Source organism: Maribacter sp. X9, from assembly GCF_048537565.1.
In the GTDB taxonomy this organism is placed as follows: Bacteria; Bacteroidota; Bacteroidia; order Flavobacteriales; family Flavobacteriaceae; genus Maribacter.
In genome coordinates this window covers 2,091,190-2,104,674 of the sequence record NZ_CP183215.1, presented here as the reverse complement: position 1 = coordinate 2,104,674, position 13,485 = coordinate 2,091,190, and the positions used below count along the sequence as shown (strand labels likewise).

Annotated in this window: 12 protein-coding genes; 11 read left to right on the top strand and 1 reads right to left on the bottom strand. The window is 38.6% G+C overall.

Going from position 1 to position 13,485, the window contains the following annotated elements:
• The first annotated feature begins 8 nt into the window (after positions 1-8).
• From ACNR9Q_RS08980 to ACNR9Q_RS08960, 5 genes are all read left to right on the top strand, one after another.
• A complete protein-coding gene (locus tag ACNR9Q_RS08980; RefSeq protein WP_419210883.1) occupies positions 9-452 on the top strand; it encodes a VOC family protein in 444 nt (147 codons plus the stop codon).
• A gap of 3 nt (positions 453-455) precedes the next feature.
• Positions 456-626 carry a VOC family protein gene (locus ACNR9Q_RS08975; protein ID WP_419210882.1) on the top strand — a complete coding sequence of 57 codons (171 nt, stop codon included), beginning with the start codon at positions 456-458 and terminating at the stop codon, positions 624-626.
• A gap of 248 nt (positions 627-874) precedes the next feature.
• Positions 875-1,216 (top strand): VOC family protein, encoded by a 342-nt coding sequence (locus ACNR9Q_RS08970; RefSeq protein ID WP_419210881.1) that lies wholly within the window; start codon positions 875-877, stop codon positions 1,214-1,216.
• 89 nt (positions 1,217-1,305) lie between these two features.
• Positions 1,306-1,677 carry a DoxX family protein gene (locus tag ACNR9Q_RS08965; RefSeq protein WP_419210880.1) on the top strand — a complete coding sequence of 124 codons (372 nt, stop codon included), beginning with the start codon at positions 1,306-1,308 and terminating at the stop codon, positions 1,675-1,677.
• A gap of 31 nt (positions 1,678-1,708) precedes the next feature.
• On the top strand, positions 1,709-2,146 hold the full coding sequence (locus ACNR9Q_RS08960) for a VOC family protein (RefSeq protein ID WP_419210879.1): 438 nt from the start codon (positions 1,709-1,711) through the stop codon (positions 2,144-2,146).
• 134 nt (positions 2,147-2,280) lie between these two features.
• Here ACNR9Q_RS08960 and ACNR9Q_RS08955 read toward each other — a convergent pair whose 3' ends face one another.
• On the bottom strand, positions 2,281-4,227 hold the full coding sequence (locus ACNR9Q_RS08955; RefSeq protein ID WP_419210878.1) for a M1 family metallopeptidase: 1,947 nt from the start codon (positions 4,225-4,227) through the stop codon (positions 2,281-2,283).
• An 821-nt stretch (positions 4,228-5,048) separates the two neighbouring features.
• On the opposite strand from ACNR9Q_RS08955, the gene ACNR9Q_RS08950 reads away from it, so the two are divergent.
• The 6 genes from ACNR9Q_RS08950 to secA all read left to right on the top strand — a co-directional run bounded on the left by ACNR9Q_RS08950 (position 5,049) and on the right by secA (position 13,478).
• Positions 5,049-6,236, top strand: a complete 1,188-nt coding sequence (locus ACNR9Q_RS08950; RefSeq protein WP_419210877.1) for a DUF4105 domain-containing protein — start codon at positions 5,049-5,051, stop codon at positions 6,234-6,236.
• Between the two features lie 15 nt (positions 6,237-6,251).
• Positions 6,252-8,123, top strand: a complete 1,872-nt coding sequence (locus tag ACNR9Q_RS08945) for an ABC-F family ATP-binding cassette domain-containing protein (RefSeq protein WP_419210876.1) — start codon at positions 6,252-6,254, stop codon at positions 8,121-8,123.
• A gap of 152 nt (positions 8,124-8,275) precedes the next feature.
• Positions 8,276-8,644: a hypothetical protein gene (locus ACNR9Q_RS08940; protein WP_419210875.1), complete on the top strand. Its 369-nt coding sequence runs from the start codon at positions 8,276-8,278 to the stop codon at positions 8,642-8,644.
• A 319-nt stretch (positions 8,645-8,963) separates the two neighbouring features.
• On the top strand, positions 8,964-9,539 hold the full coding sequence (locus ACNR9Q_RS08935) for a cob(I)yrinic acid a,c-diamide adenosyltransferase (protein WP_419210874.1): 576 nt from the start codon (positions 8,964-8,966) through the stop codon (positions 9,537-9,539).
• Between the two features lie 135 nt (positions 9,540-9,674).
• Positions 9,675-9,899, top strand: coding sequence for a DUF2795 domain-containing protein (locus ACNR9Q_RS08930; protein ID WP_027064442.1), 225 nt, complete (start codon positions 9,675-9,677; stop codon positions 9,897-9,899).
• A gap of 216 nt (positions 9,900-10,115) precedes the next feature.
• The gene (gene secA, locus ACNR9Q_RS08925) at positions 10,116-13,478 is read left to right on the top strand and encodes a preprotein translocase subunit SecA (RefSeq protein ID WP_419210873.1); all 3,363 of its coding nucleotides are present in this window, start codon (positions 10,116-10,118) and stop codon (positions 13,476-13,478) included.
• The last annotated feature ends 7 nt before the right edge of the window (positions 13,479-13,485 follow it).

Below are 13,485 nucleotides of genomic sequence, written 5' to 3'. Positions count from 1 at the left end.
CAACCACCATGAGTAAAGTAGCGATTTATTTGAATTTTCAAGGCAATACTGAAGAAGCTTTTCATTTTTACAAATCTGTGTTTGCAACAGAATTCTCTGCACCCATTATGCGAATTGGTGACCTACCTCGTGAACCTAATAGCCCTAGCTTTTCAGAAGCAGATTTAAATTGTATCATGCATGTGGCCTTACCCATTATTGGCGGTACAGAATTGATGGGTACTGATATGTTAGAATCAATGGGACAACAGCTAGTTGTAGGCAATAACACCACTATTAGTTTGCAGTTAGATTCAAAGGATGAGGCGGATTATTTGTACAAAGCTTTATCTGAAGGTGGCAGCGATAAAGCACCATTGAGGGATGAATTTTGGGGTTATTGGGGCTGTTGTTTGGATCAATTCGGCATCCGTTGGATGTTTAATGTAATGAATGATCAGTACAAAAGATGAGCAATGAAAAATCAAATATACCCTTGCTTATGGTTTGATGCACAAGATAAAGAAGCAGTCGAATTTTATTGCTCTATTTTTAAAAATTCAAAAATTACTTCTGATACCCCAATGGTTGTTAAATGGGAAGCAAACGGACAACAATTCATGGGCTTTTATGGCGGACCAATGTAATCGTTTTCACAAACAAGTTCATACGTAACCGAATGTGAAACACAAGAAGAAATTGACCTTTATTGGGAGAAGATGGAAGCTACCACCAATGCGGTTGGCCTAATGACCAATTTTGTATTTCTTGGCAAGTCTTCCCAAGAATAGTAGGCAAATTAATGTCAGACCCAGACAAAAGGAAAAAAGTGGTTAATACATGTATGCAAATGAAAAAAATTGATATTGAAAAGTTACTAAACGCTTAAACGAAAATGACGCGAATTCATTCATACCTAATTTTCGGTGGTAATTGTAGAGCTGCAATGTCATTTTACCATGAGTGTCTGGGCGGTGAGCTCACCCTTCGAACCTTGGGTGAATCACCTCTTTCAAAAAAAATGCCAAAACAAATGAAAGAATGTATTCTACATGCTACACTTATAAAAGACGCTTTGGTATTACAAGGGTCGGACATGGTTCCACAAAATGGACTTATTAAAGGAAATACAATCTCGCTTTCATTGGATTGTAGTAGTGAAGAAGAAATAAAAGAGGTTTATAAAAAGCTTTCAGCAGACGGTAGAGCCGACCATCCACTCAAAGACACATTTTAGGGAGCATTGTTCGGTGACCTTACAGACAAATATGGAAACCATTGGATACTTAATTTTAACAAACACACTTCTACTTAAAATTTTACAAAATGAAAAAAGAGAAAATTATTTTTTGGACAGCGACCATAATCATCGCTTTATTTGAAGGCGTTATGCCAGCATTGACTTCACAAACAGAATTGGCCAAAGAAGGAATCAGGCATTTGGGGTATCCAGAGTATTTTGGTAATGCATTGGTTGTTTTTAAAGTATTGGGCGTTTTAGCATTGATCATCCCGCAAGTACCTAATCGAATAAAAGAATGGGCTTATGCCGGTTTTGCTTTCGACTTTATCTTTGCAACCATAAGCCATGCAGCAGTGGATGGTATCAATTTTCAAACCTTCTTTCCGCTAATTATTCTCGGCATTTTAATAACTTCTTATGTATATCATCATAAACTAAATCCATCCAAAATTTAGACTATATAGAATATCTTAAAAATTAGAAATTATGGCACTTATCAACCCTTATATTAACTTCAACGGTAATGCCGAAGAAGCATTTAATTTTTACAGATCTGTATTTGGCGGAGAGTTCGCCACCCTTATGCGCTTCAAAGACATGCCAAATGCTGGCTTTGATATAACAGAAAATGAAGCAAATCAGATTATGCACATTGCCTTACCCATTGGCAAAAATGTTTTAATGGCGAACGACGTACCAGAACTCCTAGGCCGGGTAAGTGAAGATGAAAACAGATCTAAAATTTCTATTAGTGCAGAAAGTCGAGAAGAAGCGGACAGGTTGTTTAAAGGACTTTCGGCTGGTGGGGCTATTGAAATGCCCATTGGGGACAGTCCCTGGGGTTCTTATTTTGGAATGTTCAGGGACAAATACGGTATCGAATGGATGGTTGATTTTGACCCGAAACACAAGGGAGAACTATAAAACAACCCATAACAATAGAGTGTTGTTTTTCTGAAATTAAAACAGCAACGAATAGTTACCAAACCTTTTTTAAAGGAAGAACCGGCCATTGTCCTAAAAAATAGGATAATGGCCGGTTCTGTACTATCTCATTCTTATTTTTGATAGATCATATCTGGCCAAGAATCATTTGATGAATTAACATCGGGTAAAATTTTATCTGGATCCAGTTCCACTTGTTTGATACCTTTTCCGTTATTAATTAGGTAATTCCAAGTATTTCCACGTTGCCATATTTCTACAGGAAGTTTAATTAATTCTGTAGTAGCATCCATATACGTAACCTTCATTTCAACGGGCATTGGCATATCACCTTTATTGGCTAGCATTACCACTTTATTCCCTTGATAGTCCACTACATTTTCTATCGCTAAGTCTATTTTTCCTGTGCCATAGAACCATCCTTTCCAAAACCAGGATAGATTTTCTCCGGATACATTATCCATCACATTGAAAAAATCCCGTGGTTGTGGGTGTTTGTACGCCCAATTTTCAATATAGGCCTTAAAGGCATTGTCAAAGCGCTCGGCCCCTAAAATGTATTCCCGTAGCAACAGAAGACCAGTGCCCGGTTTTACATAAGCGGTCATACCCAAATTTCTGGTATTGACAATATCTGGATAGGTGTCTATACCCTCGCTCTGTTCATCTAAATACCATTTTACCCTTTTTCGGGTCTGTCCCAACTGATCGGGATATTCTCCATTATTGAACTCAAGGCTACTGTAGTGGTTGATAAAAGTGTTGAATCCTTCATCCATCCACGGGTAACGTCTTTCATTGGATCCTACGATCATCGGAAACCAGTTGTGCCCGAATTCATGATCGGTTACACCCCAAAGATCCCCCTCCTTTGATTCCCAATGGCAAAAACTAAGTCCTGGATATTCCATACCACCTACATCTGCAGCGACGTTAACGGCAACAGGATATGGAAATTCAAACCACTTATTGGAGTAGTTTTCAATTGCATTTTTCGTATATTCTGTAGAACGGCCCCAAGCATTGGTTCCATCACTTTCTATAGGATAAACGGATTGAGCCATTGCTTTTTTACCACTGGGCAGATTAATTCGGGCGGCATCCCAAATAAAGGCCTTTGATGAAGCAAAAGCTACATCTCGAGTGTTCTCCATTTTAAAATGCCAGGTCAAGGTGCCTTCTTGCTTAGCTTTTAAACTGTTATCCTTAATTTCCTCAGGTTTCAACAAATAAACGGTCGTATCACTTTTTCTGGCCTCGTTCATACGGTTCTGAACGGTACTCGTCAATACCTCTTTAGGATTTTCCAAATTACCTGACCCTACGACAATATGGTCAAAAGGAGCAGTAATGTAATAGTCGTAATCGCCATATTCTTCATAAAATTCCCCCGCTCCAAGGTATGGTTCAATATTCCACCCTTCGGTGTCATCAAAAACGGCAACTTTAGGATACCATTGTGCCAAGGCATAAATGGTTCCGTTCTTCGTTTCCAATCTCCCCATTCGATCCATTCCTTTAACAGGGATTTTAAACGAAAAATTCATGGAAACCGTTGCTTTGCCACCTTTCGCAGGAATGGGTTCGTTGAAAAAAACCTGCATACGGGTATCGGTGATAATATGTTTAGAGGAAACCTCTTTTTTCACCTTTGCTTCAAGGTTGGTAATAGTGTACCCGCCATCTGTATCCCCATTGTACCGATTACCCATAATAGGGGTCGTAAGGGTACCTCTAGAGTCTTCGGTAAACCGATTCTGGTTCAAGTTCATCCAGATAAAATCCAACGCTTCTGGACTGTTATTGGTATAGGTCAGGGTTACTTTACCACTCAGCACATGGTCATTCTCATTAAGGGAAGCTTCAATTTTATAATCGGCATCGTTCTGCCAATATTCAGGACCTGGATTACCGGAAGCTGACCGGTATATGGTACTGGCATCGTCCATAAATTCACCATACTCTGATTGGTTATTTTGAAAAGGCTCCTGCCCGGTGATAGTAATTACGGACAAGAACAATAGGCCTAAGTTCATTGAGATTAAAACACTTTTTCTCATAGTATCATTCAATTATAATTTTCAATAAAATTAGCGATTCAAAATAGGATTGAACAGGATTAGGCTTATTTATATTCAGACAACAATTCGTTTTCTACTATTTGCTACCTTAGTCGTATAAGCGAGCTAGCATTAATTGATGCTATACCATTATTACCCAACATTCAACACTCGAAATCTGTATTTGAATAATCTATAAATTTATATGGAGCAAAAAAATAAAAGAAGATTTTATAACTTTTTTAAAAACTAATAAGAACTATCCAGATGATTCTTTACTATAATTCGTGTAGTTGGAGAAAATAATAAAAAGTTTACTTAAATAAATTTAGCGACATACAATTTAGACCTACGATTTCTAAATAATCCTGACTTGACGTTTTATTTCGTAGCAGTCAGAGAATGATGATTTTATGATTTACATTTTCAAAGAAAATAAACTATAACAACCATCTAAAGAAGATTTTCTAAATTACAGAACCTTAATAGCAAAAAGCCACGTTGATAAAAAGCAGAAGTCGAAAAACAATTATTGCAAAACAAGCAAGAAAGCGTAAAAAAAGAGGCTGTTAACAACTGCTAGATGTATCCTTTCAATCGAATGCCTCGGTATAAGTTCGACCCTACTAAAAAGTGAACGATAGCAATGAGGCCGATTCTAAGGGCGTTTACCAAAACCCATAGAAACTCTTTAACGAAAAACATAGAAAATTAGAGCTTTCAATAATCACGTTTCGACCGACCATCAAATTATAAAAAAGCAATATCCTTGAATTCTGTTATTATTCGCATCTTTGTACCCGCTATGCGTACAAGAAGTTATGTTCAAAAATAGTATCCTTGTTTTTATTGTTTTTTTGTCCGTCTCCTTTGGATTTTCCCAAGGTGCGGAACTCTCACCATTGTCTAAAATAAGCTTGCTCACCGTTGGAACCGGAGAAGAACTTGCCGCAAAATTTGGGCATAGCGCCATTCGTTTACAAGATCCGGCCCTAGGTATCGATGAAGTTTACGGATACGGAACCTATGATTTTGAAAATCCCAACTTTTACCTCAATTTTACCCGTGGTAAATTGGCCTACACCATTTCTAGAATGCCTTTCCAATATTTTGAACGGGAATACACCCTAGAACAGCGCTGGATCAAGGAACAGGAACTGAACCTCAACGTGGAGCAACGGAAGAAGATTATCGCCTTTTTAGAAAACAACCTATTACCCGAAAACAAGAAGTATAAATACGATTTTTTGTTCGATAACTGTGCTACCAGAATACCCATGGTTTTTGAAAAGACCTTAGGAGATTCTTTTAAATTTGATTACAAATACCTCGAAAACCAATTAACATTTCGTGAATTAATACGGCTGAAGTTGAACCCTAATACATGGTCTAATTTCGGAATCGACTTGGCATTAGGTTCTGTAATAGACCGAAAAGCTACGCCTTACGAACATTTGTTCCTACCTATTTATGTGTACCAACAAATGAAGCACACCACTATTGACAATCAACCTATCGTCAAAAAAGAATCGGTGCTTCTCGATATTCCTGAACAAAAAGACAATACCCTATTCTTTTTGACCCCCGCTTTTTGGTTGGCGCTTCTTTTAGTACTCGTAGGTTGGATCACCTATGCTGACCATAAGAAAAACAAACGGACAAAATGGCTAGATTTTAGCCTATTCTTGGCTACAGGCCTGGCGGGATGTTTGATTTTATTCCTTTGGTTCGGTACAGACCATTTGGCCACTAAAATGAATTTCAATGCACTTTGGGCCTTTGCCCCGAACGTAGTTGTTGCATTTTATCTAATGAAGAACGGTATTGCGAAATGGTTGCCTCAATACATACTGCTGATTTTAGTACTGCTGATTGCATCGGCTATACTTTGGACATTTAAAATACAGGTTTTTTCTATTTTAATGGTATTTATACTTATTGCGCTGGGTATTCGATACGCCTTTCTTTTTTTCTATTTAAAATCGGACCAAGGTCCAAAAATCACATAATCCATACATCCGTACATGAATTTACTTACCGTTGAAAATATTTCCAAATCCTATGGCGAGTTGGTCCTTTTTGAAAACCTTTCCTTTGGCATCAATAAAGACCAGAAAATTGCCTTGATCGCTAAAAACGGTACGGGAAAAACATCCATTTTGAACATCCTTTCGGGAGCCGACACTCCAGATAGCGGACAGGTGAACTATCGTAAATCTACCCGGGTATCCTTTTTGGCCCAAGAGCCGGTGATGGACCCCAACTTGACCGTTGAGGAAACGATTTTTGCTTCGGACAATGAAATTCTGCAGGTCATCAACAATTACGAAAAAGCTTTAGAAAATCCGGAAGATGCCGATGCCTACCAAAAGGCATTTGATGCCATGGACCGTTTTGAGGCTTGGGATTTTGAGACCCAATACAAACAGATACTTTCAAAATTAAAGTTGGAAGACCTTCATGCCAAAGTCGGTAAACTATCAGGCGGACAAAAGAAACGATTAGCCTTGGCGAATGCCTTGATCAACAGACCCGATCTACTGGTTTTAGATGAACCTACCAACCATTTGGACCTAGAAATGATCGAGTGGCTCGAAGAATTTTTCGCAAAGGAAAATATCACGCTGTTCATGGTCACACACGACCGCTACTTTTTGGAGCGTGTCTGTAATGAAATTATAGAATTGGAGAATGGAAAATTCTATCCGTATAAAGGTAACTACTCCTACTACCTTGAAAAGAAAGAAGCGCGTTTAGAGCAAGAATCTGTTGAACAACATAAAACCGAATTACTCTTTAAAAAGGAATTGGATTGGATGCGTCGCCAACCCAAGGCCCGTACCACCAAGTCCAAATCTCGTATAGACGACTTTCAGGATATAAAAGAAAAGGCCAGTCAACGCAGAAAAGACCATCAAGTTCAATTAGAATTGAACATGGAACGTATGGGAAGTAAAATTTTGGAGCTTCATAAAATTTCGAAGTCCTACCCGAACAAGCCCATTTTAGATAAATTCGAATATGTGTTCCAAAAAGGGGAACGTATAGGAATCATCGGGAAAAATGGAACCGGTAAATCTACTTTTCTGAACATCCTAACCGGTCGTGATGAACCGGATAGTGGAAAAGTCGTCGTTGGGGAAACCATTAAATTCGGCTATTACACCCAAAAAGGAATCAAGATCAAAGAAGGTCAAAAAGTGATTGACGTAATTCGAGAGTTCGGGGAATACATTCCGTTGACCAAAGGCAGACAGATTTCTGCTCAACAGCTTCTGGAACGTTTTCTGTTCGACCGAAAAAAATCCTATGATTATGTCGAAAAATTAAGTGGTGGCGAACGCAAACGGCTTTACCTATGTACCGTGTTGATCCAAAACCCGAATTTCTTGATTTTGGATGAGCCTACCAACGACTTGGATATTGTAACCCTAAATGTATTGGAAAGTTTCCTACTTGATTTTCAGGGTTGTTTGATGGTGGTTTCGCACGACCGTTATTTTATGGATAAAATTGTGGACCATTTATTCGTTTTTAGGGGCGATGCGGTTGTGGAGGATTTCCCAGGCAACTATTCAGACTATAGAGCGTACGAAGACAGCCAGATCCAAGAGAAAAGAGAGCAAAAAGACAGCCAAAGCACAACCAAAAATAACTGGAAAGAAACCGATAGTACCCCTAAATTATCGTATGCGGAACAGCAGGAATTCAAAAAATTAGAACGCGAAATCAAAAAGTTGGAGGAGGAAAAAGTAAAACTCACCCAAAAGTTCGCCGATAGTTCTTTAACAGGTGATGACATTGATGCATTATCCATCGAATTGAAAGAAGTAAACGATAGTATTGATGAAAAAACCGAACGTTGGTTTGAACTTTCGGCAGTACAAGAAGGTTAATTCTATAAAAAAGTTGTAAGCGTACGGTGTATCAGTTTTTATCACATTTAGCCTTTTACTTTTCGGCCACCAATCAACATGGGGTTCATTCGCCTTTTGTATATGATTACGTGACGAAATGCCTGTATAAAAAGACAAAGTTCGGTTTTCCAATGAGTTTGAACGTACTCTTAAAAAGCATATCCTACTTTAACTATAAAACCATCAATATATTCGGGAACACTGAGAATACAATGGAAAAAATTAAGATAGCTCGCCCCGATATTTCTTTCGTTCAAAGCAAGGCAGATGTCATTTTCACCACAATCGAAAATTTTGAATTTCGATTTTTAGATTCCAGTCAACTGCATAATAACACATTGTTGCTGGTAGATAACATCCACCAGAACAAAAACAATTTTGACGCTTGGGAAAAATTAAAAGAGCGCGCCCAGGTTACAGTTACCATTGATTTATTTTATTGTGGCGCAGTTTTTTTTAGGAAAGAGCAGGTTAAGGAACATTTTAAAATACGAATATAATCCTGTAATTTTAGGATAAATCAATTAGAGGATGAACAATACAATGTACATAATTCTGGGGGTCGTATTTGCGATTTATCTAGTAGTAACGATAGTGAACAGAAATAAGTCAAAATCTCGAAAATCTCGAAAATTCATGGAGGATTACAAACGTAAAAATAAGAAAGAATAGCCAGTTGACAGTTGACAGTTGACAGTAAAAAATATTCTAATTTATATTTCATATCTCAACTAGATAGACTTTATTGAAAACCAAGTAATGCCTACCAACTCACTAACCCCCTATTCCACTAATCCATTAAACCGCTAATTAAAGAAAATGAAAATATATACCAAGACGGGAGATGACGGCACAACAGGTCTTTTCGGTGGAACACGGGTTCAAAAGCACCATATCCGAATAGAAAGTTATGGAACGGTCGATGAACTCAATTCTTGGTTGGGACTCATCAGGGACCAAGAAATAGCAGATTGCAGCAGAAAACAATTGACCAAGATACAGGAGCAGTTGTTTACCATCGGGGCCGTTTTGGCTACAGATCCAGAAAAGGCAATCCTGAAAAACGGTAAAGACCGCTTGAATATTCCAACAATTACTTCCTCCGAAATTGAATTTTTAGAAAATGCTATAGATGAGATGGATGCTGTTTTACCCGAAATGACTCATTTTATTCTTCCAGGCGGGCACACCACCGTGTCATACTGTCATATCGCCAGAACGATTTGTAGACGCGCAGAACGGATGTCAACATTATTATTTGAAAATGATCCTTTTGATTCGGCCGTGCTTTCATACCTGAACCGGCTTTCAGACTACCTCTTTGTATTGGCACGAAAATTGTCGAAAGACCTAAAAGCTGATGAAATTAAATGGGTGCCAGAAAAAAAGGGCTAATAATTCTATAATTTCTTCGTTATCAATTTATCAAAGTAAAAATTAATTGCGCAAATACGGAAATTTACCTGTTATTTCTTGGCTATCTCAATTTAAAAATTACTTTTGCAAAAAATTTAAAATCAAACGATTACTATGTATTGGACATTAGAATTAGCATCCTATTTAAGTGATGCACCTTGGCCGGCAAGTAAAGATGAGTTAATAGATTACTCCATCAGAACTGGAGCCCCTTTAGAAGTAGTAGAAAATTTACAGTCTATGGAAGAAGAAGGTGGCGAGATTTATGAATCAATAGAAGAGATTTGGCCTGACTATCCAACGGAAGAAGACTACCTCTGGAACGAGGACGAATATTAATATTCGATATCATAATAACTACGTAAAAGTCTCTTTGGAGGCTTTTTTTTTATGTAATTTTGACAGGTTATTAGGCAAAACCGGTCAAAAGCACAGACTGGAATACCTTTTGCTATTTTAAAACGCCGGCTATTTTTGCCGATTCTAAAACATTTTGAAAAGTGGCCTTAGCATAAAAGAACGAGGTATTTTCAATTCTAAATAGTTTAAAACATTATGAGTTTCATAAATTCCATCCTAAAGGCATTTGTAGGTGATAAATCACAAAAAGACGTAAAGGAATTACAACCTCTACTAAACCAAATAAAATCATTTGAAGCGCAGATTGAAAGTCTTACCCATGACGAGCTTCGACAGAAAACCATAGACTTCAGAAGAACGATACAAGACTCCTACAAAGAACAGACCGAAAAAATAAACACCTTAGAAGAAGAGGTCAAGAACTCTACCGACATTGACAAAAATGAGGATATCTACACCGAGATAGATAAATTAAAGGAAGAGTCCTATAAAATTTCCGAAGAAACCCTTAATACTATCCTTGCAGAAGCCTTTGCCGTGGTAAAGGAAACCGCTAAACGTTTTGCCAATAATGAGACCCTAACCGTTACCGCATCCGAATATGACCGGTTATTGTCCGGTTCTAAAGATTATGTAACGTTAGAAGGCACGAATGCCGTTTGGAAGAATTCTTGGGATGCCGCGGGAAAAGAGGTCACATGGGATATGGTTCATTACGATGTTCAACTAATCGGGGGCATCGCTTTACACCAAGGTAAAATTGCGGAAATGCAGACTGGTGAAGGTAAAACACTTGTAGCCACGCTTCCGCTATATTTGAATGCTTTGAGCGGAAATGGCGCACATTTGGTCACCGTAAATGACTATTTAGCAAAAAGGGATAGTGCCTGGATGGCCCCCATTTTCGAATTCCACGGACTTTCAGTAGACTGTATCGATCATCATCGCCCAAATTCCGATGGTAGAAGAGCTGCCTATAATGCTGATATTACCTATGGTACCAACAACGAATTCGGTTTTGATTACCTAAGGGATAACATGGCGCATACCCCAAAAGATTTAGTGCAGCGTCCTCACAATTACGCCATTGTAGATGAGGTGGATTCCGTTTTGGTGGATGATGCACGTACGCCTTTAATCATATCAGGTCCTGTTCCTGAAGGTGACCGTCATGAATTCAATGAACTAAAACCAAAAGTGAATGAAATCGTGCAAAAGCAACGACAACATTTAACCGGAGTTTTGGCCGAAGCTAAAAAACTGATTACCGAAGGAGATACCAAAGAAGGCGGATTTCTATTATTACGTGTATATCGCGGACTTCCAAAAAACAAAGCCCTTATCAAATTCTTAAGTGAAGAAGGGGTGAAGCAACTACTTCAAAAGACCGAGAATTTCTACATGCAGGACAATAACCGGGAAATGCCTAAAGTAGATGAGGATCTTTTGTTCGTTATCGATGAAAAGAACAACCAGATAGAATTGACCGATAAAGGGGTCGATTATATATCCGGAGAACAGAACAGGGATTTCTTCGTGATGCCAGATATTGGAGCGGAAATCGCTAAAATAGAGCAACAGGATTTAGAAATCGAAAAAGAAGCCGAACTTAAGGAAGATTTATTTAAAGATTTCACCATTAAGAGTGAGCGTATCCATACCATGAGCCAATTACTAAAGGCCTATACCCTATTTGAAAAGGATGTGGAATATGTGGTGATGGATAACAAAGTGATGATCGTTGATGAGCAGACCGGTCGAATTATGGATGGCCGTCGCTATTCAGATGGCTTACACCAAGCAATTGAAGCGAAAGAAAACGTTAAAATCGAAGCGTTGACCCAGACCTTTGCAACGGTTACGTTACAGAATTACTTTAGAATGTACAGCAAACTGGCCGGTATGACCGGTACCGCGGTTACCGAAGCGGGTGAGTTCTGGGAAATCTATAAGTTGGATGTTATGGAAATTCCTACCAATAGACCCATTGCAAGACAAGATCGTAATGATTTGATTTATAAGACAAAAAGGGAAAAATACAATGCCATCATCGATGAAGTTACTAAATTAAGTCAGGCAGGAAGGCCTGTGCTTATTGGTACAACATCCGTTGAAATATCAGAATTGCTTTCTAAACTATTAAGCGTACGTAAAGTACCTCACAATGTATTGAACGCAAAACTTCACAAAAAAGAGGCGGACGTTGTTGCCGAAGCCGGTAAACCGGGCATCGTGACCATCGCCACCAACATGGCAGGTCGTGGTACGGATATTAAATTGACAGAGGCCGTTAAAAAAGCAGGTGGTTTGGCCATCATCGGCACGGAACGTCATGATTCAAGACGTGTGGACCGACAATTACGTGGACGTTCAGGACGACAAGGAGACCCTGGAAGCTCTCAATTCTATGTTTCCCTAGAGGATAACCTTATGCGCCTCTTCGGATCAGATAGAGTCGCTAAAATGATGGACAAGATGGGCTTGGAAGATGGTGAGGTCATACAACACAGTATGATGACGAAATCCATAGAACGTGCACAGAAAAAGGTAGAAGAAAATAACTTTGGAGTTCGTAAACGTCTCTTGGAGTATGATGATGTCATGAACGCCCAAAGAGAGGTGGTTTATAAAAGAAGACGCCATGCCCTTCAAGGTGAACGTTTAAAATTGGATATTGCCAACATGATCTATGACACCTGTGAAGTTATTGTAGAAGGCAATAAAGCTGCCGGTGATTATAAGAATTTCGAATTTGAATTGATCAAGTATTTTTCCATGACCTCTCCTGTTGATGAGGGCGATTTCGGAAAAATGGGAGCTCAGGAAATAACCGGTAAAATATATAAAGCGGCTTATGAACATTACAATGAGAAAATGGAGCGCAACGCCGCTGCCGCCTTCCCTGTTATCAAAAAAGTACATGAAGATAATGGTAATAATTTTGAGCGGATCGTAGTTCCGTTTACAGATGGGATCAAAAGTTTGAACGTGGTCACGAATCTTCAAGAAGCTTATGACAGTAATGGCAAACAATTGATTACTGATTTTGAAAAGAACATTTCGCTAGCCATAATCGATGATTCATGGAAAACACATCTTCGTAAAATGGATGAGTTGAAACAATCTGTACAACTGGCAGTACATGAACAGAAAGACCCTCTTTTAATTTATAAATTCGAGGCCTTTGAACTCTTTAAAGCGATGATCGAAAAGGTGAACAAAGAAGTGGTATCCTTTTTGTTCAAAGGCGAACTTCCATCAGAAAATACAAATGCCATTCAAGAGGAAAGAAACCTAAGAAAGTCCAAAGAAAACTTTCAAACCACTAAAGAGGAAATACCCAATAGTGATGAATTGGCAGCGCGTAGCAGAGCCGTTGGTCAAAATCAAGGACAACGTCCCGCTGTAACCGAAACCATTACCAGGGAACAACCTAAAATTGGGAGAAACGAACGTGTTACCATTAAAAATGTAATGAGTGGTGAAAGTAAAAGCGTAAAGTTCAAACAGGCAGAACCGCTTATACAAAGCGGGTCTTGGGTATTGACCGACGAATAATAACATT